The 20,499-nt window shown below is 66.1% G+C and carries 22 protein-coding genes; 9 read left to right on the top strand and 13 right to left on the bottom strand.

Annotated features, from left to right (window positions below; genetic code table 11):
• Together VGF64_01940 and VGF64_01945 are read right to left on the bottom strand one after the other, a co-directional pair.
• The coding region (locus tag VGF64_01940) for a hypothetical protein (GenBank protein HEY1633489.1) at positions 1–484 on the bottom strand (484 nt) is incomplete at its 3' end.
• Between the two features lie 128 nt (positions 485–612).
• A complete protein-coding gene (locus tag VGF64_01945; GenBank protein ID HEY1633490.1) occupies positions 613–915 on the bottom strand; it encodes a hypothetical protein in 303 nt (100 codons plus the stop codon).
• Positions 916–1,469: 554 nt separating this feature from the next.
• Between VGF64_01945 and VGF64_01950 the strand changes: the two genes are divergently transcribed.
• Complete coding sequence (locus VGF64_01950) at positions 1,470–2,282, top strand: alpha/beta hydrolase (GenBank protein ID HEY1633491.1); 813 nt, start codon at positions 1,470–1,472, stop codon at positions 2,280–2,282.
• Here the strand turns inward: VGF64_01950 and VGF64_01955 are convergent.
• The 6 genes from VGF64_01955 to VGF64_01980 form a co-directional block, all read right to left on the bottom strand.
• A complete protein-coding gene (locus VGF64_01955) occupies positions 2,272–4,200 on the bottom strand; it encodes a glycosyltransferase family 39 protein (protein HEY1633492.1) in 1,929 nt (642 codons plus the stop codon). The genes VGF64_01950 and VGF64_01955 overlap by 11 nt on opposite strands.
• Positions 4,201–4,446: 246 nt before the next feature.
• On the bottom strand, positions 4,447–5,262 hold the full coding sequence (locus VGF64_01960; protein ID HEY1633493.1) for a glycosyltransferase family 2 protein: 816 nt from the start codon (positions 5,260–5,262) through the stop codon (positions 4,447–4,449).
• A complete protein-coding gene (locus VGF64_01965; GenBank protein ID HEY1633494.1) occupies positions 5,262–5,969 on the bottom strand; it encodes a sugar phosphate nucleotidyltransferase in 708 nt (235 codons plus the stop codon). Before VGF64_01965 ends, VGF64_01960 begins: the two co-directional genes overlap by 1 nt.
• 222 nt (positions 5,970–6,191) lie before the next feature.
• The gene (locus tag VGF64_01970; protein ID HEY1633495.1) at positions 6,192–7,337 is read right to left on the bottom strand and encodes a DegT/DnrJ/EryC1/StrS family aminotransferase; all 1,146 of its coding nucleotides are present in this window, start codon (positions 7,335–7,337) and stop codon (positions 6,192–6,194) included.
• A complete protein-coding gene (locus VGF64_01975; GenBank protein HEY1633496.1) occupies positions 7,334–8,362 on the bottom strand; it encodes an SDR family NAD(P)-dependent oxidoreductase in 1,029 nt (342 codons plus the stop codon). Before VGF64_01975 ends, VGF64_01970 begins: the two co-directional genes overlap by 4 nt.
• 288 nt (positions 8,363–8,650) lie before the next feature.
• The gene (locus VGF64_01980) at positions 8,651–9,088 is read right to left on the bottom strand and encodes a hypothetical protein (GenBank protein HEY1633497.1); all 438 of its coding nucleotides are present in this window, start codon (positions 9,086–9,088) and stop codon (positions 8,651–8,653) included.
• A gap of 181 nt (positions 9,089–9,269) precedes the next feature.
• On the opposite strand from VGF64_01980, the gene VGF64_01985 reads away from it, so the two are divergent.
• The 4 genes from VGF64_01985 to VGF64_02000 all read left to right on the top strand — a co-directional run bounded on the left by VGF64_01985 (position 9,270) and on the right by VGF64_02000 (position 12,713).
• The gene (locus VGF64_01985) at positions 9,270–9,776 is read left to right on the top strand and encodes a MarR family transcriptional regulator (GenBank protein ID HEY1633498.1); all 507 of its coding nucleotides are present in this window, start codon (positions 9,270–9,272) and stop codon (positions 9,774–9,776) included.
• A gap of 183 nt (positions 9,777–9,959) precedes the next feature.
• Positions 9,960–10,826 (top strand): pirin family protein, encoded by an 867-nt coding sequence (locus VGF64_01990; GenBank protein HEY1633499.1) that lies wholly within the window; start codon positions 9,960–9,962, stop codon positions 10,824–10,826.
• 279 nt (positions 10,827–11,105) lie between these two features.
• Positions 11,106–11,516: a hypothetical protein gene (locus VGF64_01995; GenBank protein ID HEY1633500.1), complete on the top strand. Its 411-nt coding sequence runs from the start codon at positions 11,106–11,108 to the stop codon at positions 11,514–11,516.
• Between the two features lie 6 nt (positions 11,517–11,522).
• Positions 11,523–12,713, top strand: coding sequence for a sigma-70 family RNA polymerase sigma factor (locus VGF64_02000; GenBank protein HEY1633501.1), 1,191 nt, complete (start codon positions 11,523–11,525; stop codon positions 12,711–12,713).
• A gap of 66 nt (positions 12,714–12,779) precedes the next feature.
• On the opposite strand, the gene VGF64_02005 is transcribed toward VGF64_02000, so the two are convergent.
• Both VGF64_02005 and VGF64_02010 read right to left on the bottom strand, forming a co-directional pair.
• On the bottom strand, positions 12,780–13,328 hold the full coding sequence (locus VGF64_02005; GenBank protein ID HEY1633502.1) for a dihydrofolate reductase family protein: 549 nt from the start codon (positions 13,326–13,328) through the stop codon (positions 12,780–12,782).
• A gap of 55 nt (positions 13,329–13,383) precedes the next feature.
• Positions 13,384–13,845: an SRPBCC family protein gene (locus tag VGF64_02010; protein HEY1633503.1), complete on the bottom strand. Its 462-nt coding sequence runs from the start codon at positions 13,843–13,845 to the stop codon at positions 13,384–13,386.
• A 108-nt stretch (positions 13,846–13,953) separates the two neighbouring features.
• Between VGF64_02010 and VGF64_02015 the strand changes: the two genes are divergently transcribed.
• The gene (locus VGF64_02015; GenBank protein ID HEY1633504.1) at positions 13,954–14,292 is read left to right on the top strand and encodes a metalloregulator ArsR/SmtB family transcription factor; all 339 of its coding nucleotides are present in this window, start codon (positions 13,954–13,956) and stop codon (positions 14,290–14,292) included.
• A 58-nt stretch (positions 14,293–14,350) separates the two neighbouring features.
• Here VGF64_02015 and VGF64_02020 read toward each other — a convergent pair whose 3' ends face one another.
• Entirely contained in the window at positions 14,351–14,863 is a 513-nt protein-coding gene (locus VGF64_02020) for a YbhB/YbcL family Raf kinase inhibitor-like protein (GenBank protein ID HEY1633505.1), read from the bottom strand.
• 227 nt (positions 14,864–15,090) lie between these two features.
• Between VGF64_02020 and VGF64_02025 the strand changes: the two genes are divergently transcribed.
• The 3 genes from VGF64_02025 to VGF64_02035 all read left to right on the top strand — a co-directional run bounded on the left by VGF64_02025 (position 15,091) and on the right by VGF64_02035 (position 18,260).
• Positions 15,091–15,963 carry an NAD(P)-dependent oxidoreductase gene (locus VGF64_02025; protein HEY1633506.1) on the top strand — a complete coding sequence of 291 codons (873 nt, stop codon included), beginning with the start codon at positions 15,091–15,093 and terminating at the stop codon, positions 15,961–15,963.
• Between the two features lie 326 nt (positions 15,964–16,289).
• Positions 16,290–16,910, top strand: a complete 621-nt coding sequence (locus tag VGF64_02030; GenBank protein ID HEY1633507.1) for a helix-turn-helix domain-containing protein — start codon at positions 16,290–16,292, stop codon at positions 16,908–16,910.
• Positions 16,911–16,994: 84 nt separating this feature from the next.
• Positions 16,995–18,260, top strand: a complete 1,266-nt coding sequence (locus VGF64_02035) for an MFS transporter (GenBank protein HEY1633508.1) — start codon at positions 16,995–16,997, stop codon at positions 18,258–18,260.
• Between the two features lie 125 nt (positions 18,261–18,385).
• Here the strand turns inward: VGF64_02035 and VGF64_02040 are convergent, their stop codons facing one another.
• Positions 18,386–18,841: a hypothetical protein gene (locus VGF64_02040; protein ID HEY1633509.1), complete on the bottom strand. Its 456-nt coding sequence runs from the start codon at positions 18,839–18,841 to the stop codon at positions 18,386–18,388.
• A gap of 1,133 nt (positions 18,842–19,974) precedes the next feature.
• The coding region (locus tag VGF64_02045; GenBank protein HEY1633510.1) for a hypothetical protein at positions 19,975–20,499 on the bottom strand (525 nt) is incomplete at its 5' end.

The following is a 20,499-nucleotide window of genomic DNA, read 5'->3' on the forward strand; positions in this document are numbered from 1 at the left end:
AGAGCTGCCTGCTGTTACGGCACGATCCGATGTTGCGCTGCGCCGTCCTGATGGCGTCCACGGCGTCGGGGAAGGCGTAGATCGCCCGCCGCCGTTGCAGCTCGTCCTCGTCGGGCGGCTCCGACCGAGGCACGGGCGAGCCCCTGCGCTGGCGGGCCTGCTTGACGGCCTCTTCTGGCGAGGCGCCATCGGCGACCTGGCGACGGACTTCCTCAGGGTCGGCCCCTCGGGTCTGGCCCTCCGTCAGCGCCGAAGTGTCTACAGATGTCGACACTTCCAGCGCTTCGATCACCTTGGCGTGGTGGAGGAGCTGGTATGCACGGCTGCGGCTCATCGAGAACTCCGTCTCGACGTAAGCAGCCCAGCTCCCGTACCCGAGCGCTCGCCACGCTCGACGCTCCTTCGCCTCGGCCAGGAAGTCGATGAGGTTGTCGGCCGTCTCTCGGATGGCAGCCGTCAGCGCTTCCGCTTCCGCCGTCGACAAGGACGGGGGTGATCCACGCTTCGTCGGCGACCGGCTACCCTCGGTCCCGATCGTCGTTGAGGAGCGACTGTCTGCGAGCGGCCTCGGGTTCTCGGACTCGGGGCCGCCCGTTCGTTCGGGCGGCGGCATCACCCGCTCGCTGCTTTGCGGGTGCGCGCAGCGCGGCTCATCTGGCGCTGGCGGCGCTTGCGCTGCTGTGCTGCGGACAGCTCAGGCGCGGGCGGAGCGGGCTCGTCGCTGCCGACGACGCGCTGGCTGTGCGCCTGCTCGTACGCGTCGACGCTCTCAGCAGTGACGAGCGTACGGGTACCGATGCGCAGGGCAACCAGCTCGCCCCGCCCGATCAGGCGCCACACGCTCTTGCTGCTGATGTCCCAGGCATCGGCCAGTCTCTCGACCGACCACGCCCTTCGCTCGTCTGCTCGGTTCATCGCATCCTCCCTCGTTGGACGAGGTGTTACGGATGCTGCGGGTCTGCCTCCGTCATGCTCGCGACGACCGCCCTGTGCGGCCGTGTCCGATCCCGAGAGCCGAGAAGCCGAGATCGAATCGAACACTCTAGCACCGAGCCGGATCGGTTCTAGGGATGCCGAGTCCCGACGAGTCTCTGGAGGTACCGCAACGGCTCGGCGGTCTGAGCGACGCTCCGGTCGAGGAGGTCAAGCTTCGACGATCGCAGCGCCACGACGGCGGCTAGATCCTCTGAGAATCGCTAGCCCGAGCACACGGGGTCGACGGCGCTGCGCGAGCCCGCTCCGTTACCGCCGAGGACGGGACCAGTTCGGGGACCAGTTCTCTAGTCCCGCCGTGTCCCGCTCGGTCCCGGCAGAGGGCGTCCGAGCTGCGATTCTGTCCCGTGCTGACCCCCCGAGTACCCCCGTACCGATACCTCTCAGGTAATCGCTTTCGCACGCCCGCATGCCCACGATGGACTCATGAGAGCCCGCCGTATGCCAGCGAGGCCCACGACCAGAAGGGGTGACCGATGCCGTTCTTCGAGGCCAGTGATGGGACGCACCTGTTCTACATGGATTGGGGGAGTGGAAAGCCGGCGGTGTTCTCACACGCCTGGGGGCTCAACGCCGACATGTGGGACTACCAGGTCCCGGACCTGGTCGACGCCGGCTACCGCTGCATAACCTTCGACCGCCGTGGCCATGGTCGTTCCGACCGGGCTACTACCGGGTACGACTACGACACCTTCGCAGACGATCTGGCAGCTTTGATCGCTCAGCTCGACCTTGAGGAAGCCGCCCTGGTCGGCTACTCAGCCGGCTGTAGCGAGATCACTCGGTACCTGGACCGACACGGCCGCGATCAGGTCGATCGGGTCGTCTTCGGCGGTCCGTTGATGCCGCTCATCGTCAAGCGCGACGACAACCCTGAGGGTGTCGACCCGGCCTACGTCGAGGCCAGCGCCGCCGCCCTCAAGCGCGACGTGCCCGGATGGTGTGCTGAGAACGCCGCACCGTTCTTCGGGACGGCAGAGCCCGTCTCGCCCGGAATGGTCGACTGGGTGACCCGCCAGATCGTCGCCACTCCGCTCAAGGTGCTGTTGGACACACTGAGGCTGGGTGCAGAGACCGACCACCGCGAGCAGCTGGCCAAGATCGAGGTGCCGACCATGGTCGTCCATGGGACTCACGATGCTTCGGCGCCGATCGACCTGACCGGCCGAAAGACAGCCGCGCTTGTGCCTGAATGTGAGCTAGTCGTGTACCAGAACGCCGCCCACGGCCTGTATGCGGCCCAGGCGGCGCGATTCAACGCCGATCTCATCGCCTTTCTCAAGTCCTGAGCCTCTGAGCATCGGGACCCGCATACAACCGAAAGGTCCTAACCAGTTTCTGCCCACTACGCGGCGATGGCTCGAGAGCCGACATGGGGGAAAGCCGACCCTTGTTGATCAATTGGTCCTGAAGGGCGCCAGGAAGCACCCAGAGGTCCTGGTCGACATGAGGTTCACGGACGAGCAACCTTGCGCCCGGGTAGACATTCGCCAGGTCGAGGCGGCCACTGACAACGAGATCCGAGCACGGTCGTTGGCGTCGGCCTGAGTCGAACGGCGAGAAAGAGTCGGAGGGGTCGAAGAGCCGATCGTTATAAAAGAAGAAGGGGTCATTCGTGGCCAAGTCGTACGCGACACAAGTCGGCTTGACTCCGAAACTCTGGTGCAGCTCTACCAGAGTTTCCGGCACGACCCTCTGAGTCGCGCGTGTGGTCGACCCGCCGACAAGGACGCCGTAGGAGGTTATGGCCGAAGGGATGAAGAGGATGACGACCACAACCACTCCGTACAGGAAGCCGCGCCGCCAGGCCACCAGGCTCGCGACGGTCGTGAAGACACCGGCTATTGCCAGCGCCACCACGTTGAGCGACAGGTGGGTGGCACGGAGGACTGGATCGACGCCAATCGTCTCGATCGTAACGATCGGGGCATGAGTCTCTCCCCGCCGGGCGACAGCGACGATGAAAGCGCAAACAGCTATGGTGATGATGGCTGTCAGGGCCATCCTCATGATCGGCCTTTTAGGCGTCGGTGTGGTCAGCTGAGTTGCAAGAAGGACACCGAGCAGGAGGATGGGGGCGAGCACTCCTTCGTCATAGCGACCGTTGATGAAGTAGCCGATGCCAACGCCTTCGGCATCGACGAGCGATGCGAGCAGCCAAACGCCAATCAGCGATACAACGATGAAGATGACCACGGGGAACTCTGGTCCTCCGTCCGCCCCACGGACAATGGCACCGGCACGCTTCGTCACAGCCCAGATGCCGAGAGCGAAGAGTCCGGCAGTCCCGACAAGTAGATAGAGGAGGCTTCCCGACATGCCGTAGAAGATGAGCGGATAGTCCCCGGCGTGAGTCACGTGAAATAGCCCGGGGTTGGTCGTCACACCCCCGTTCGCGTAGATGACCAGCACTTGTGACACGGTCAGACTTGCCACAAGGCCGAGGGCAAAGGCTGCCAGCGGCGGCCAGTTGACACGCCAAGGCCAGAGGACCCAGGCCGCGACCAAGACCAAGGCGATCACCACGGCCAGGCCCCGCGGGTGCACGAGGTAGAGCAACCCGCCGAGGACACCGAGAACTGCCCAATGGACTGGCCGACGACTCGAGAAAGCAGTCATCGCCGCCAAGCAGAGGACCAGGAAGCCCGGTATCAGCAGGTTCTCAGACGTGACAAGGTTGGAGTAGACGAGGAACGACGGGTAAGCGACCACGACGGCCGTCGCAATGGCGCGCACTCCTGTCGGGACTTTCGGGGCTAGGCGTCCGGCCAGGGCGTAGACCAGCGCGGCAGTGATCCCGGCCAGGAGAGCGTTGATGACCAATGCCTCCCGGTACACGGTGTAAGCGGCGGTGCTGAACCACCACAAGGGAACAAGTAGGAGGCTGTAACCAGGGTTGACCCCGGCTCCCGGGTAGCCGTGAGTGTGCAATGGCGGCCCGCCGAGAGCCAAATAGTGGCCGGCGTACAAGTACGCGAACTCGTCCTCGTGCACGACCGGGGCCTTGACGGGTATTGCAAGCAGCAGATGCAGCCCAACTGTCAGGAGAAAGAGGAGCCAAGGGGCGGCCCTGGCGAGAGAGAGCTTTGCTACTTGCTGATCGAGAGGCCTCTCGACGACGGGCCGTAGCCTGCTGGCCGGCTCTCGGGCGACTTCCTTGACGGAGGGCTCACCCGCCGGACCGCTCCCGTCTTCAGGACGCGCCACGGAGCGCAGCGTACCGATCGTTGATGGCGGCCTCTAATGGCCCTTGCCGTCGTGGGCACAAGACATTCTCGACGTTCCGGACGAGGACGCGGCGAGAGGGGTGGCCGAGCTCAGGGTCGAGCTGAGGCAGGAAGGGGCTTGAAGAACACCGGGTCATGCCGTGGTGGACAGAGTTTCGAATGGACAGGGGCCAATGCCTTGTGGCTCGAGGACGAGGTTGGGGTGCGCCCCGCTTCGTGTCGCGGCTCAGCGTAGGCCTGCGTGCCGATCACCCGGGCGCCGCTCGGGAGTCAGCTCACGTCGGGCGGGTGAGGCTTGCGCCGACGAAGCCGGCGATCGCGTAGTCGACGTGGCAACTGATCCGCTGGGCGCGGGCGACCCCGAGAATCGCACTCGTAGTATCGCTCGGGCGATGCTGTAGCCATCTCGAGCCGACAGCTTCTTTCCTTCACTGACCGTACGAGCGTTGTACGTGACCGGCAGCTCGACGATTTGGTGACTGTGGCCTAACAGACGGCATGTGATTTCACCGTCAAGATCGAAGCCTTCACAGCGGAGATCGAGAGCTCTCGCCACATCGGCGCGCAGCACCTTGTAGCAGGTGAGAACATCCGTCAAGTGAGCGCGAAAGAGCACGTTCACGAGCCACGTCAACGCCCGATTCCCGAGATAGTTGACGAGGGGCGCGCCAGCGCGCCCCCGTTTGAACCGCGATCCGAAGACCACTTGTGACCCGCCCTCCATGAGCGGTCGGAGTAGCGCTGGGATCTGCGCTGGGTCCAGCTCGAGGTCGGCGTCCTGGACCATTACGATGTCTCCGGTGGCTCGTTCGAAGCCCGTCCGTACGGCTCGGCCCCTTCCACGAGCCTCCTCCTCCAGGACGAGGACCACCTGAGGCTCCGGCGGGAGCCCGAGCAGCGCCTCGCGCGTGCCGTCCGTCGAGGCTCCGTCGACAACGATGATCTCCTTGGGAATTCCGCACGCAACAGCGCGCAAACGCTCGAGCAGCGTGAGCACGGTGTCGCGCTCGTTTCGGACCGGCACCACGACCGAGAGTTTCATCAATCCTGCTGGCCGAGGAGACTGGCAGAATCAATCAGTTGCTCAACTCGGTCGATCGCCAGCCATGTCCCAGTGAAGGGGTATGACACGACTTGGTACCCTTTTGCGATCGCGGAATTGAGAAGGTCCGGCATCTGGTAGGGGGCTCCCTCAGGTATAAGGTCAAGTGCAGACCAGCGGAGCATATAGATGCCTGCGTTCACCTTTTCTGTGAGTGCCGGCTTCTCGACGATCCGCGTGATGCGGTCACCATCGAGATCGATCACGCCGTACGGATGCCGAAGCTCGTAATCGCGGGTGACCACGGTAATTTCCTGACCACCTCGCTCGTGAAAGTCGACCAGAGCCGGAACGTCGAGTTCGGTAAGGAGATCGCCGTTCATTACGAACAATGAATCGTCGGGTTTGGATGTGGCGCCAAACTGCGTCCGTATGAGGGCCAAGGGGCCTGCGGTCCCGAGGGGCTCAGATTCACGACAATACTCGATGTGCACTCCAAGGTGTGAGCCGTCTCCAAAGTACGTTTCAATTAAATCAGCACGGTAGCCAACCGCGATTACGAGGTCACACAATCCAAATTGTCGGAGCCTCCGAACAATCTCCTCGAGAATCGGGCGTTCGCCGATGGGAAGAAGAGGCTTCGGTATCGCGTACGTCAAGGGACGCATGCGAACACCAAGACCGCCCGCGAGCAGAACGCTCTTCATCACGCGTACTCCTCCGTTCAAATACTCGTGAAGATGCCGGAATCATTCACTGGCCCACGAAGACCCGTCAGCCAGGGACACTTGGTGCGGGTGTGCAGGTTGAAACGCCTTCGAAACTCTTGGTTAGCAGTCGAGAGATACCTCGACGCCGGCTTCTGCAAAGACGAAGGAGGGGAGTTCCGCCGCGCCGATCTGTCGATCGCGAATGGCAAATAGCCGTACTCAGTCCGCCAATATACATGATACCACAATATCGCTGACGCGATCTTGACTCGTTTGTTCGAGCGTTGAGGACGATGGCAGCGCAAGCGCGCGATGCCAGAGATCTTCAGCGATCGCGCCGGACCCGACAAGGCGCGCATCGGCATGGGGGCGCTGTAGGTGAAGGGGTCTCCAGATAGGGCGCGCATCGATGTCGGCCTCGGTCAGGGACAGCCGGACGCGATCCCTGGTTTCGTGGTCGTCGAACAGGACGGCGTACAGCCAGCCGGATCGCTTGTGCGGACCTTGGGGCGGAAGGGTGAGTCCACTCAGGCCGGCAAAGGCCTGGTCGTAGCGCTCCGCAACAGCACGCCTGCGTTTGAGAAGCGAATCGAATCTCTCGAGCTGCGCCAAGCCGAGCGCTGCGGCAATATTGGTCAGGCGATAGTTATAGCCAATCATGTCGTGGTCGTATTCGTCCTGGCTGGCTCGGGCCTGAGTCGAGAGGTGGCGCACCCTGGTCGCGAACGCGGCGTCTTCCGACGCGACGAGGCCGCCTCCGCCGGTCGTGATCAGCTTGTTTCCGTTGAACGAGTAGCACCCCGCCAAGCCCGCGGTTCCTGCCATCTGGCCGCTGAGTGGTCCGCTGTCCCACTCCGCCCCGATAGCCCCGGCGGCGTCCTCAATGACGGGGATACCATGAGCGTCGGCGACGGCCAGAATTCGGCCCACGTCTGCTGGGTAGCCGAGGATGTGAACCGGGATGATCGCACCAGGCATGCGCTCCCCACGGGCGCTTCGTCTGGCCAATTCATCGGCCACCGCGGACGGGTCCATGTTCCATGATTGTGGCTCGCTGTCGACCAGGACGGGACGGAGCCCCAGGTAGCTCGCCGCATTGGCCGTGGCGATGAATGTGAGGTCCGAGACAAACACCTCGCTGGTGGCTGGAAGATCAAGCGCCGCTAAAGAGAGGTGAAGGGCGGCTGTACCGCTCACGCAGGCGACAGCGTGCTTGACCCCGAGGATCTCCGCGATCGTTTCCTCAAAGCGCGGTACCAAGGGGCCAACTGAGGAGACATATCCGCTCGTCACGCATTCGGAAAGATATGTTGCCTCGCGTGCGGTCAGTTCCGGCTCGAGCAGGGGAAGGCGAGAGGCGCTCATCGGTAATAGCGACTCGGATCATGATTGGCGATTCGCAGTCGCCACCAGTTGATCGTCTCAATCAATCCTTGGGGAAAGGTGGTCGACGGACCCCAGCCCAGCAGCGACCGCGCGCGGCTCGGATCGCTCTGAAGGACGGCAACCTCGCTCTTCGGTGGACGAACTCGTTGGGGGTCCTCGACAACGATGGGCTCGACGCTCAGCGCTGCCCCCACCTCCTGGATGATCTCTTCAACCGAGTACACAGAGCCGGTTCCAAGCTGGACGACCGATCCCGGTTGGAGATCGGCGATTCCGGCGAGCCGGATACCCTCCGCCGTGTCCGAGACGAACGTGAAGTCCCGCTGCGGGAGCAGTGAACCAACATGGACCGAGCGTTCGCTTGAGAGAAGCTGAGTGATGATGGTGGGGATAACAGCCCGGGCGGATTGCCGTGGGCCATAGGTGTTGAAGGGGCGGACGACCACGACCGGGAGATCGAACGAAGATGCCCACGCTTCGCACAGCTTGTCGGCCGCAATTTTGCTCGCACTATACGGCGACTGAGCTTGCAGGGGATGGGTCTCAGAGATCGGGACGGTCAGCGGGGTTCCGTACACCTCGCTGGTGGAGACATGGACAACGCGCCCGATGCCGGCGGCCTGGGAGGCCTGAAGGACATTGTGCGTGCCTTCAATGTTCGTGTGGATGAATGACACTGGTGCCTCATAGCTGTACGGCACTGAGACTAATGCGGCGAGGTGAAAGACTGTGTCGACGTCCTTGCATGCCTCGGCGAGGCATGCTTGGTCGCGAATATCTCCTAGGAAGAAGTCGATGTCCTTCGCGGATTGTCGAGCCGACTCGTCGAGCCATCCGAACGAGCCGTTACTGTTGTACATGCAGAATGCACGGACTTCGTGGCCTTTGCATTTCAGCAACTCGACCAAGTGGCTTCCGATGAAGCCGTCGGCGCCAGTGACGAGGACCCGGTTCGTCACGATGCAGCGCGAGCGAGCAAGGGGCAAGAACGCATCAGACTGCATGATAGACTATCTTTGGGCGGAATCGGACGGTATGCCCAGATGCGCCTGCAGATGATGGCGTATCGACCGGCACCATAGCCGACCGGCCTGACGTGTCGGATCCCAGGTCGCGGGCCATTCGCGGCCCTGGCGGCTGCTGCTCCGGAGGGCGCCGCTGGCCGAGGGGTGGGTGCAGACCGACTACCGCAGCTTCTTGACCAAGCTCGGCGTGACAACGACGGAGTCCATCCACGACGCGGCGGGGGAGCGTGGTTGGGATCGGGCGCTAGCAGGGAATAGCGCCGTCGATCATCGTGACGGCCATCCGAGCGCGTCGAAGACGGCCACGGGGTCGAGATAGTCGCGCCAGTGAGCGACCTTGCGACCGGTGATCGTGAGTACGGAGACGTACCGGTTGGTGTAGGGGGCGCCGGTCGAGACGACTCGTCCTTCGGAGGCGTACTCGAGCACCACCACGCCCGTTCTGGTGTCGTGATGGACCGCGAGGTCGTAACAGCGGTCGAGGACGATCGTCGTGCCGTACGGGCGGTAGAGCTCTGCGACGGCCTGACGCCCCTCGACGTGTCGCGGGTAGCCGGGAGTAGTGATGATGTAGTCGAAGACGACTTCTTCGGCCAGCAGGTCGAAGAAATGTCCGCCATCGGCGAGGCCATCGAGGCCCTTCTCAATGATGCGAAAGAACGGGTCCAGCGCCTTGAAGTCGCTGAGGTCGTTGATCGCGGCCATCACGCCGTCCTTTCTACACCGACGCCTGTGCGCTTCGCCGGGCGAAGTCGGCGAAGCTGATCGGCGGGACTCCGGTGGCCTTCTGGACGTCGTTGTCAGGCCGGAGCCATGGCCGGAGGCGATGTGGAAGGACGCCCTTCGGGCTGCGCCACTTGAAGGGTCGGGCTCGTAGCATGGGGGGATGGGTTCAAGGCGACGAGCGGCGGCAAGTGAGAAGGTGCGGTGGCTGAGCCGGGACCAGGAACGGGCATGGCGGGCGTTGGCTGGGTTGGTCCACCAGTTGCGTTCTGCGTTGGAGTTCCAGCTGGAGCGCGACTCTGATCTGAGCTTCATCGAGTATCACGCTCTGGCCCGACTCTCCGAGGAGCGCGGCCACCGGCTGCGGATGAGCGAGCTGGCGGCGGTGACGAACGCGTCGTTGTCTCGGCTCTCCCACCTGGTCAAGCGGCTCGAACGGTGGGGTTATGTTCGCCGGGAGCCGGACCCGACCGACGGACGCTTCACGATCGCGGTGTTGACAGAGGCCGGCTATCGCAAGCTCGTGGCCAGCGCCCCTACGCATGTGGCGGCGGTGCGTCAACTGGTCATCAACGAGTTCAGCGCCGCCGAGCTGGCCCAGTTGCGAAGCATGTGCGATCGGATCGTTGCACGGGTCGAAGCGTCTGAGTGGAACCTTGACCTGACATGAGCGGGCCGGTCGAGCTAGCCGACCTGTCCCTGACTTGACATTTCAACGGAGGCTTCGAGGAGCAGGGCCTTCCGCTCGACCCCGTCACCGACATCAACGGTCGGGAATAGGACAGGCCGCCACTACGGTTCTAGTGGCTTGAACATTCAAGTGAACTGCACGAGATCAGAGGAGCCGAAGGCCTTGAACCGAGACAGCTTGACCAGGATCGCGACGATCGACGCCAACGCGTCGGAGCAGCAACGGGAGATCGCGCGCAGCACCAGAGGTCATAACGGGGGCATCATCACCCGGCTCATGAGCCCCGGCGACCTCGGAGAGATGCTCAAGCCGTTCGTGTTCCTCGACCTCTTCGATACCGGTGACCAGGCGATCAAAGGCCGTAACATGCATCCCCACTCGGGTATCACCACGGTGACCTATGTCTTTGAGGGCAGTACCCGCTACGAGGACACGACCGGAGCGTCGGGGATTCTGCCCGCCGGGGGAGTCGAGTGGTTCAAGGCCGGTCGGGGGGCATGGCACGGCGGCGGGGCGGGAGAAGTGGGGCGGACCAGAGGCTTCCAACTGTGGCTGGCCCTCCCACCCGACGTCGAGCTGGGAAGCGTGGAGAGCATCAACTTGACACCTCGGGATGTGCCCGACGACGGTCCAGCCCATCTGGTGGTCGGCAGCTACGGAAACACCACCAGCAACCTCGATCCGGGATCCTCGCTCAACTACCTGGCCGTGACTCTCAGGGCGGGCGAGTCCTGGTCATATCAGCCTCCCGCAGGTCACCTGATCGGGTGGCTGTCAGTTGCGAAGGGACGACTCGGCAACCCCGGGAGCACCCGAGCGGGTGACCTGGTGGTCTTCGAACCCTCCGAAACTGAGATTGACATCACCGCCGAAACCGACACTGAGCTCGTGATCGGCTCGGCGGTCCCCGCCACTCATGACCTGGCGTTGGGCACCTACTCGGTGCACACCAGCGCCGAATCCCTCGCCACGGGTGAGCGCCAAATTGTCGAGATCGGACAGCGATTGCGAGCACGAGGGCAGCTCTGATCGCCGCGCGTTGTCATGCACCACGGCGACGGTGAGTTGGCCCTGTCCAAAATGCTGCTGGGTGCGAGAAGGCTTGGCGGCAGAGAACGCGACCGGCAGCAGCCATACCCGAGCGACGTATCCTGGAGCGCGATGTGGGTGGTCAGAATTTCCGGGCCCCGTTCCCTACGCGACGGTGTCGGAGCTTGATGAGTGATTTCATGTCGAGAAGCTCTGACCGGCTCCGCTCACCAGGTGAAGGGTCGCGACAGGCGCGGCTCACGACGCCAGGAGACCACCATGCCCAAGTACCTGCTCCTCAAGCACTACCGCGGCGGCCCCGAGCCGCACCGTCCCGTGCCCCCCATGGACCAGTGGGCCCCCGAGGACGTGGAGGCGCACATGACCTTCCTCGGCCACGTTAGCGAGCTGCTCGAGGCGAACGGCGAGTTCGTCGACGCGCAGGCGCTCACGCCGGCGCGCACCTGGGTGCGCTACGGCGGACCGGACGCCGCGCCAGTCACCACCGACGGCCCGCTGCCCGAGACCAGCGATCTCGTTGCGGGCTGGTACATGATCGACGTCGAGTCGCCCGAGCGCGCAGCTGAGCTCGCGGCCTATGTCTCCTCCGAGCCCGGCCCGGGCGGGGAGCCGCTGTACGAGTGGATCGACGTCCGGGAGGTCATGTCCGAGGCGCCCTCGGACGATTGACCCGGCGTGATCGACGAGCCGACGCGACGGCTGGACGAGGGCGCGCTGCGCGCCCTCGTCCCTCGCGTGCTCGCGGGCCTGGTCCGGCGGGGCGAGGACTTCGATGTCGCCGAGGACGCGCTGCAGGAGGCACTGCTGGAGGCGCTGCGGGTGTGGCCCGAGCACCCGCCACGCGACCCGCGCGCATGGCTGGCGACGGTCGCGACCCGGCGGCTCGTCGACGCCCGCCGCAGGGAGGCCGCCCGTCACCGCCGCGAGGAGGCGACCTACGCCGAACCGCGGCCCGCCACCACCGAGGAGGGCGACGACACCCTCTTCCTGCTCTTCTGCTGCTGCCACCCCGACCTCGCGCCCGCCTCCCAGGTGGCACTGACCCTGCGCGCCGTCGGCGGCCTGACCACCCGGGAGATCGCCGACGCCTTCTACGTGCCGGAGGCGACGATGGCGCAGCGGATCAGCCGGGCCAAGCGCGCCCTGCAAGGGCGCCGCCTGGACCAACCCGGCGACCTCGCCGTCGTGCTGCGCGTGCTCTACCTCGTCTACACGGCCGGCCACGCGGGCCGGGTGGACCTGGCCGGCGAGGCGATCCGCCTCGGCCGCCAACTCACCCTCGCCACCGAGGAACCGGAGGCGCGGGGGCTGCTCGCGCTGATGCTCCTCAATCACGCCCGCCGCCCGGCGCGACTCGACTCAGAGGGTCGTATCGTCACGCTCGACCGACAGGACCGCGGCCTGTGGGAGACCCGCGAGATCGCCGAGGGCGTGCGCGTCCTGCAGTCGGCGCTGGCCGTTCAGCGCCCCGGCCGCTACCAGGTCGAGGCCGCCATCGCTGCCCTGCACGACGACGCGGCAAGCGCCGAGGAGACCGACTGGCCGCAGATCCTCGCGTGGTACGACGACCTCGTCGCCCTTACTGACGACCCGGTGCGCCAGGACCCTGCCGCGGTGCTCGGCCGCGCGGTCGCGGTCGGCCATGTCCTCGGCGCCGCCGCCGGGCTGCGCGAGACCGATCGGCTGCGCGGGGTGCTCGGCGAGCGGCACCGGTGGCACGCCGTCCGCGGCCACCTGCACGAGCTCAGCGGCGACCTCCCTGCCGCCGCCACGGCGTACGCGGATGCCGGCCGCCGGGCCACGGACGTCGCCGAGCGCGACCACCTGGTCCGCCAGGCCGCCCGGGCGCGTGCCGCCGAGCCATGATTGTCGTTGGTCGCTGGGCACATTCTCGACGACGGCCGAGAGGCGCCTAGTACCCGAAGCGGCGCCTCACGGCTTGAGTTGGTAACTGAGGTAGACCACGCCGTTGTCGTAGGCGTCACAGCTCAACAGTGACCACTGGCCGGACGGCCTGTCGTCGGCGAAGAGCCGGGGCCCTGATCCGGACGTCAGTGGGTAGACGAACAGGTGCAGCTCATCGACCAACCTGTCCGCGAGCAGCGCCCGAACCAAGGTGCCGCTGCCGCTGACGTAGATCCCACCGGGGACGGCGTCCTTGAGCTGACGAATGGCGTCGGGGTTGTAGGTACCAACGATCTCCGAGTTGCTCCAGGTGGTCTTCTTCAGTGTCGACGAGACGACATGCTTGGTGGTCTCGTTCATGAACGGCGCACCCGGGTCCTGCTCGGCAGTGCGTGTCGACCACGCCGGTTCGAACATCTCGTACGTGGTGCGCCCGAGCAGGATGCCCTGGCAGCCGCCCATGGCGTTGCCGATGGCCTGTCCCATCTTGGGGTCGAACCCGTACTCTGCGCTCCATGTCGGTGCGTCGATCACTCCGTCGAGAGTCATGAACTCGTGCACCCGGATGGTTCCCATGGTCAGTCTCCTCGGTTGGTGTGGGACGGCACTGGGCTCCTGTCGATAGTCGCGGCTAGCCGCGGAGGGTGACGAGGACCTTCGCCATTTCCTCCAGGAAGGATGCTGTACCCCCGCTGGCCTGCTCGTACTGCTCGTCGGTGAGGTGACCACCGCTCTGGCGCAGCACGAGCTCGGTCTGGCCGCCGTGGTCGATCAGCGTGTAGATCATCAGCTCGAACACGTCCTCGATGGTGGGCTGGTCGATGAAGGCCACGACAAGACGCGCCGGCTCGTCGATCTCCATGAAGCGCCCAGCCCAAGGCAGCTCGTTGCCCTCGTAGTGCATGGTGGCTCGCCACTCGCCCCCCACGCGCAGGTCCCATCGGTGGACGTCGACGGTGAGCTCGGCGCCAAACCACCTGGCGAACAGGTCCGACTCGGTGATGGCCCGCCACACCAGCGCCCGAGGGGCATCGTAGGTGCGAGTGAGGGTGTAGCCGCGAGACGGGTCGAGCTCGGCGGGGGTTCCGGACACGGATGCTCCTTGGATCAGTTCGGCGCCAACCGTAGGCGGGCGGCTCTCGACGATCGCGCGGATACCGTGCACAGTCAACCCAGTGGTTGATAAACTTAACGGTTGATCATGACCGTCACCGATGAGGCGCTCGATCTCACCTTTGCTGCGCTGGCCGATGGCACCCGGCGGGCGATCCTGGCCCGGCTCGCGGTGGGGGAGGCCACCGTCAATGAGTTGGCCGAGCCCTTCTCGATCAGCCTCCAGGCGGTGTCGAAGCACCTGAAGGTGCTCGAGAAGGCCGGCCTCATCACCCGCAGCCGCGATGCTCAGTGGCGACCCTGTCGGCTGGAGCTGCCACCCCTCGAGAGCGCGTCGGCCTGGATCGACGAGCACCGCCGGGCGTGGGAACGCCGACTCGACGCCCTTGGTGATGTGATCGAGAGCCTGAAGACCGATCGCGCATGAGTCGTTTTCCGCTCGGTCCGCCGTCGGCTCGGGAGGGCAGACTGTTCGCGCTGAGGTACTAGTGCTGGTAGGTGCCGACCAGCCGCGCTTGCTCGATGATGTGGTCGTCGATGCGCTCGAGTAGCTCGCTCCGCGTGATGCCGGCCGGGGCGTCGAGGGTGGAGTCGAGGGCGTAGAGGTGAAAGTAGTAGTAGTGGATACCGTGACCGGGAGGCGGGGCCGGGCCCAGGTAGCCGCGCTCGCCGAAGTCGTTCTGACCCTCGGTGAATGCCTTCCCGCCACCCTGGGGCAGCCCGGTCACATCCGGCGGGATCCCGTAGACAACCCAATGGGTGAAGCCGTAGGTCAGTGGCGCGTCCGGATCGTGACACACCAGCGCCAGCTGGCGGGTACCGCTCGGTATGGCGCGCCAGGTCAGCTCGGGGGAGACATCGGCGCCGTCGCCCGTGAGCTCGCTGGGGATCGGCCCGCCGTGCTCGAACGAGGGGCTGGTGAGCCCGAGGTCTCCGAGATGGAGCTTGGCCATGGTTACCTCCTGGGGCGAGTCCTGCTGGCCCCCGTCGTAGGACACGTGGCGCAAATCGTCAACTTGAGGGAGGCTCTCGACCGCGTCCGGACCGTGTGAGTCCGTTCAAGGCATCTCGAAGCGAAGGCCTGCGCCTTCGAAACGGCGTAGGTTGCATTCTGTAGAAGGGAGGGGGATGACTTCGACGGGATGGGCCCAGAAGCGCGAAGAGGTGCGAGGGTGCCGCCAGGTGAGCACGCCCGCGGGACCGATGCGAGTCGGAAGGAGCGGCGATGACGGGTGATGTGCCCAAGCTCGCCATGGTTGGTGTGGGCACCATGGGTCGGGCCATGGCGGGGAGCGCCCTCCGGGCGGGCATCCCGACCGTCGTATGGAATCGCGACCCTGCGCCCGCTGAGATGCTGGCGGATCAGGGCGCTGAGGTCGCGCCATCGGTCGTCAACGCCGTCCGGGATGTCGATGTGGTGATCACCATGGTCACCGACGCGGACGCCGTCGTGTCCATCGCCACCGAACAGCAGCTACTGGCGGGTCTCCCCGAGGGTGCGGTCTGGGCGCAGATGAGCACCATAGGTATCGAGGGCACCGAGCGCGTGGCCGCGCTGGCGAGGAGCCAACGCCCGGACGTGAGCTTTGTTGACGCCCCCGTGTCCGGCAGCAAGGTGCCGGCCGAACAGGGCAAGCTGTTGATCTTCGCCTCCGGTGCAGAAGAGGCGAGGGCGCGCGTGGGGCCGGTGTTCGACGCCATCGGTCAGCGGACGATCTGGTTGGGGTCAGCCGGTAACGGATCCCGCATGAAGCTCGTGAACAACACGCTCCTGGCCTTCACCGCCGAGGGGGTCGCCAATTCGCTGGCCCTTGCGCACCGATTGGGGCTCGAGACGGCCTCCGTCGTCGAGGCATTCCACGGCAGCCCGCTCCTGTCCCCATGGGAAGCGGGAAAGCTGGACCGCATCGCCAAGGGAGACTTCTCGGCCGAGTTCGCTCTGGCTCTCGCGCTCAAGGACGTTCACCTCGCCCTCTCGGCCGATGCCTCAGAGCGATTCCGAGTGTTTGCCGCGTTGGCGAAGGAGTGGGAGGAGATCGTCGACAGTGGCCGAGGTGGCGACGATGTCACAGTGGTCACACGCGCCCTCGAACAGTAAGCAGATCGGGTGCCGCTTGAAGGACGAGCGGGCTGGCGGAGAACGTGCCGGTCAACGCGACGAGAACGGCCGTCGCACCCTCAACCGGCGAACCTGCCGCGATCAGGGAGGGTGACCCCCAGCGAAGGCGACCCGGCGCTGGTCGAGGACCCGTAAGATACGTGCGGTCGGTATGAAGCTATCGTTCGACCGCCGAGGATACGTCCCCATCGCGACGCCTCCTCTTATGCTGTGTTGCCACAATGGCTGCGAGAGCGGCAGGAAGGACGGGGCCCACGCCTGGCGGCCGAGGAGCTGGCGGCGGAGAACCGGCTCGCGATCGGCGAGTGGAGCAAGGGGAGGCGACGCGTGCCGCACTGGTCCGCGCTGCTCAGCGGCTGTTCACCCGCAAGGGCTACGGAGCCACCGCCACCGAGGAGATCGTGCGGGCGGCCAAGGTCACCCGGGGCGCGCTGTACCACCACTTCAGCGACAAGGAAGAGCTGTTCCGCGCCGTCTTCGAGGCCACCGAGGCGCAGATGATGGAGCGGGTCCTCGCCGCCGCGGCCGACGTTCCGTCGCCATTGGCGCAGCTCCAGGTCGCGATCGACGCTTTCCTCGAGGCGTGCCTGGACGCGACACTGCGCCGGATCATCCTGCAGGAGGGCCCGGCCGTGCTGGGCTGGACGACGTGGCACGAGATCGACTCCCAGTACGCCTTCGGCGCCGTGTCGGCCGGCCTCGAGGTGGCGATGGACGCTGGCGAGCTCGAGCGCCAGCCGGTGGAGCCGCTGGCTCACCTGCTCGTCGGATCGCTCATGCAGGCGGGGATGGTCGTCGCCCGGGCCGAGGACCAGCGGGCCGCCAGCGCGGCGATCGGGCACGCGTTGCATCGGATGCTCGACGGTCTGCGCCCCGCGGCCGGTCGCACCCGCGCGGTCGGATCGCGCCGTCGGGTGTCGAGGTAGCCCGTGCGACACCAAGGGTCGTCGCGCACCTGACGCCTCGGCGATGAGCTCTGACTTCGACTTCGACCTGCGCGCCAGCTGCTGATGGCGGCACCGTCGGCGGGCTCGACGGTGGACCAACGGGCGCGGCGGCTCGTAGTGGCCCTGACGACGGCGGCATTTCTCGAATGGGCCGGCGCCACGGCCATCGTGCCCCTGCTGCCGCTGTTCCTCCGCGACCGCGGGGCCTCGGACTCACTGGTCGGTCTGGTGATGGGGGCGTTCTTCTTTGCCGGCGTCGTCACGCAATACCCCCTGGGCAAGTTGTCCGACCGGATCGGGCGTCGGCCGGTACTCATCTTCGGCCTCGTCTGCTACGCCGCCGCCTCCGTGGCATTCGCCGCTCCGGTGACCCCGGTCGTCTACGTCGTTCTCAGAGCGGTGCAGGGAGTAGGAGCCGGCGCCACTCTCGTCGTTGCGGCCGCGACGTTGTCCGAGAGCCTTCCCCCCGGCCGACGCGGGCGGGGCTTCGGGGCGCTCTTCGGTGGTCAGACGGCGGGCATGGCGGTGGGTCCACTGCTCGGCAGCCTGGGTGGCCCGGACGCCATGACGCCGGTGTTCATCGGCGCCGGCCTGGCGGCCCTGGCCGCGTGCGTGCCGGTGCTCGCCCAGGTCCCCCGACGGCCGCTGACGGAGCGGTCGGCAGGCGACGAGCATCGCCTGCCGTTGCGACAGCTCGTCACGAGCAGGGTCGTGCTCGGCGTCATGGTGGCCACCGCCTCGATCGGGGTGCTGACCGGCACCTACGAGGTCTGCTGGGGATTGCTCATGAGCTCGCGTGGGGCGAGCTCGTGGCAGATCGGCCTGTCATGGACCCTGTGGTCCATCCCGTTCGTGGCCGTGTCGGTGCCTGCGGGCAAGCTGGCCGACCGTCTTGACCGCCGATGGCTCACCGCCCTGGCCCTGCTGGCCTCGGCCGGATTCGCCGCCAGCTACCCCTTCGTTCCGACCGTCTCGCTGCTCATCGCTCTCGGCGCCGTCGAGGGATTGGCGGTGGCGACCTCCTATCCGGCACCGCTGTCGATGCTCGCCGACGGCGTGAAGCCGGGCGAGCTCGGTCGCGCCCAGGGCATGGTGAGCACGGCGGAGACCGCGGCGGTGGCAGTCTTCGCGTCGGTGAGCGGCGTCCTGTTCGCGATCAGTGCGTGGGTCGCGTTCGTCACCGCGGCGACTGCGATCGTGGTCGCGGTCGCCGTGCTCGCCGTCATCTGGGCTCCGGTCCAGGGGCGGGCGATGGCGGCCGCCTCGGAGCGGTCACAAATTGAGGCCGTCGAGGCCGAGGCGGCGTCCGCCTCCACCCGACGTCACTGACCAACCCGAGCCGGAGGGCCGTGGGCTCGAAGTGCCCCTACGGGCAGTACCCCACCTGGATCTGGGCGTCGGGGACGAGAGCCCCGTTTGGGTGACTTCGGCCGGCTTCAGCCCGGAATGTCCCTCTAGGCCGCTCGGACGCAGTCCATGGCCACGTCGATGAGCGGCTGCGCCTCGTTGACCTGGCGGGGGAGACGGCTGAGCAGGGTGGGGGCGAGCATCACGGCGAAGGCCTCCATCTCGTCCCGCTGCTCGTGCCGTAGGTGACTCCACCCGGGGTAGAGCATGTGCGCGAGCTCGTGCGAGAAGAGGCTCAGCAGCTCGTCCGGGTCGTCGAGGATCGACCCGTCGACGACTATGCCGTCGTCGTCCAGGAAGGGCACCGCCAGCCCGGCGATGCCGACGCGCATCGTCGGCATGGTGAACACCCGAAGGGGTCGGCCGGTCCGCTCGCCGAGGTCGCGACCGAGGTCCACGAGCTGCGGCGGAACGCCAGCCGAGAGCAACTCGGTCCACGTGTGCTCGGCAAGTTCTCCCCACCCCAACCGAGCCACGAGCGGGCTCTCGCTTGGCAGTGCCATGGATGCGTCCCAGTCGTTGCAGCTCAGGCGGCCAATTATGGGGTTGCCTATACCCGCTGGGATCGTGGAGAAACCGGGCCCCGGAAGAACTGGGTTCGGTCCCCCTGACTCGTGCGCGTCCACTGACGCGAGCGAAGTGGTCGAGCCGTGACCCCCGACCACTCCGCTTGCTCACTCACACCGCAGCGGGTGGAGACCCGAGGCGGCTACTTCCAACGGTACGCCGATGGAGGGGAAAGACCAAGAGGAAGCTTTTCGCTCGAATGGGGGGTACGGGGTACCCGGCTCTCACTACCCCAGCGGTTTGTCGGAATTGTGCCCCAGTGCCGGACCGAGGCGTGGGTCATCGTCAGCTGCCCGTCAGAAGTTCGTCAGGACTTCGTCAGATCTTGGTGCCATCGTCGCGACGAGGTACCAGAACGTGGATCGAGCTGGGTGCTCCATCCTGACGTGGGCGCACGAGGGGGCTGTCCGACACCGGTCGGCCGCCCCAGCGAAGGAGGGGACCGCCACATGGTGTTCGCACTGATCGGGTCGCTGGGCTTTCTGTTGGCGATGACGGTCGGATGGTCGTGGATCGAGAATCGCCGCGAGGACCACGAAATGGCCGAGCCCGTAGCGTCGACGCCCCGACTCGGCAGCGCGCCGCGATCGCGAGCGGTCCTCGTCGCCCGCACGGACAATCGAGACGCGCGACAAGCACGGCTGGCGGTGTCTCCGCGTTCGGAACGCATCGCTCGCCAGTAGCGCCGAGGTGTGGAAGTCGTGCACCGGGGGTAGGCCAGCGATGTTGCCGCTGGCCCTCTTCTTCCCCCCCGGGGCCGGTGGTTGACGGAAGGGTCGGGCGTCAGCGCAAGGTGGGTAATCTCACCGTTGCGTCTGGCGCTCGGCCCGACCGTTACCAGGCAGAGTCTTAGCCGCCGCGGCGGCCCAGCTACCGCCGAGCCTGCATGGCTCGCCCCCGCTGGAGGGCACGGCGGGCGCGCTGCTCGGGAGTGGGTGACCGCGACAACGGGTGACACTCCGCCGAGGGCGCCCTTCAGTGTCTCGGCGGTAGTCGTCCCGCTCACCCTTGGACGTTGCGCCCCAGATACAGGCTCAGTTAGGCGCTAAAGAGCGGGCGAGCGCCGCGGTTAACCAGCCATCGGGGTCGCTCGCCCCGGTGAAGCCAGGACTGCGACATCTATCCATTGATAATCAGTTGGCTTGGCGAGGAGCATCGGGGCCAGCTTGCAGGCGAAGCTCTCCATCTTCTCGTCGTCATCGGGTCCTGGGTCTTCCCAGTGGGGATGGAGCATGTAAGCCAGCTCGCGTGCCACGACCTCGCCAAGCCTGTGCCCGCCCGACGTGGCAAGAGAGGGGTCGAGCACGATCCCGTCGTCAGCCACGAACGGCAGCGCAAGACCGGCCACGCCAGCCTCCAGCATGGGCATAGTGAAGACTCGAACGGGACGCTCCCTGTAGTGACCGAGGTCCCGGGCCAGCGATTCCAGTTGCCTCGGCAGTCCCGCTCTGACAAGCCCGGGCCAGGTCCGCTCGACCATCTGCGCCCAGCCCAGCCCGACCAGTAGATGGCCGTCCACCCACTTCTCCATCGCTCTCCGAGCTTCTCTGGGGATAGTTCTATACCCCCAGGACCGGAGTGCGTACACGCCCGA

The sequence above is a fragment of the Acidimicrobiales bacterium genome (assembly GCA_036491125.1).
Taxonomy (GTDB): Bacteria; Actinomycetota; Acidimicrobiia; order Acidimicrobiales; family AC-9; genus AC-9.

What these genes read in the sequence shown, in the direction of transcription:
- VGF64_02015 (HEY1633504.1), top strand. Translation starts at nt 13,954, where the DNA reads ATGACCGTCACCGATGAGGCGCTCGATCTCACCTTTGCTGCGCTGGCC.
- VGF64_01965 (HEY1633494.1), bottom strand. Translation starts at nt 5,969, where the DNA reads ATGAAGAGCGTTCTGCTCGCGGGCGGTCTTGGTGTTCGCATGCGTCCC.
- VGF64_01945 (HEY1633490.1), bottom strand. Translation starts at nt 915, where the DNA reads ATGAACCGAGCAGACGAGCGAAGGGCGTGGTCGGTCGAGAGACTGGCC.
- VGF64_01960 (HEY1633493.1), bottom strand. Translation starts at nt 5,262, where the DNA reads ATGAAACTCTCGGTCGTGGTGCCGGTCCGAAACGAGCGCGACACCGTG.
- VGF64_01950 (HEY1633491.1), top strand. Translation starts at nt 1,470, where the DNA reads ATGCCGTTCTTCGAGGCCAGTGATGGGACGCACCTGTTCTACATGGAT.
- VGF64_01975 (HEY1633496.1), bottom strand. Translation starts at nt 8,362, where the DNA reads ATGCAGTCTGATGCGTTCTTGCCCCTTGCTCGCTCGCGCTGCATCGTG.
- VGF64_02040 (HEY1633509.1), bottom strand. Translation starts at nt 18,841, where the DNA reads ATGGCACTGCCAAGCGAGAGCCCGCTCGTGGCTCGGTTGGGGTGGGGA.
- VGF64_01970 (HEY1633495.1), bottom strand. Translation starts at nt 7,337, where the DNA reads ATGAGCGCCTCTCGCCTTCCCCTGCTCGAGCCGGAACTGACCGCACGC.
- VGF64_01980 (HEY1633497.1), bottom strand. Translation starts at nt 9,088, where the DNA reads ATGGCCGCGATCAACGACCTCAGCGACTTCAAGGCGCTGGACCCGTTC.
- VGF64_02005 (HEY1633502.1), bottom strand. Translation starts at nt 13,328, where the DNA reads ATGGGAACCATCCGGGTGCACGAGTTCATGACTCTCGACGGAGTGATC.
- VGF64_01985 (HEY1633498.1), top strand. Translation starts at nt 9,270, where the DNA reads ATGGGTTCAAGGCGACGAGCGGCGGCAAGTGAGAAGGTGCGGTGGCTG.
- VGF64_01995 (HEY1633500.1), top strand. Translation starts at nt 11,106, where the DNA reads ATGCCCAAGTACCTGCTCCTCAAGCACTACCGCGGCGGCCCCGAGCCG.
- VGF64_02035 (HEY1633508.1), top strand. Translation starts at nt 16,995, where the DNA reads ATGGCGGCACCGTCGGCGGGCTCGACGGTGGACCAACGGGCGCGGCGG.
- VGF64_02025 (HEY1633506.1), top strand. Translation starts at nt 15,091, where the DNA reads ATGACGGGTGATGTGCCCAAGCTCGCCATGGTTGGTGTGGGCACCATG.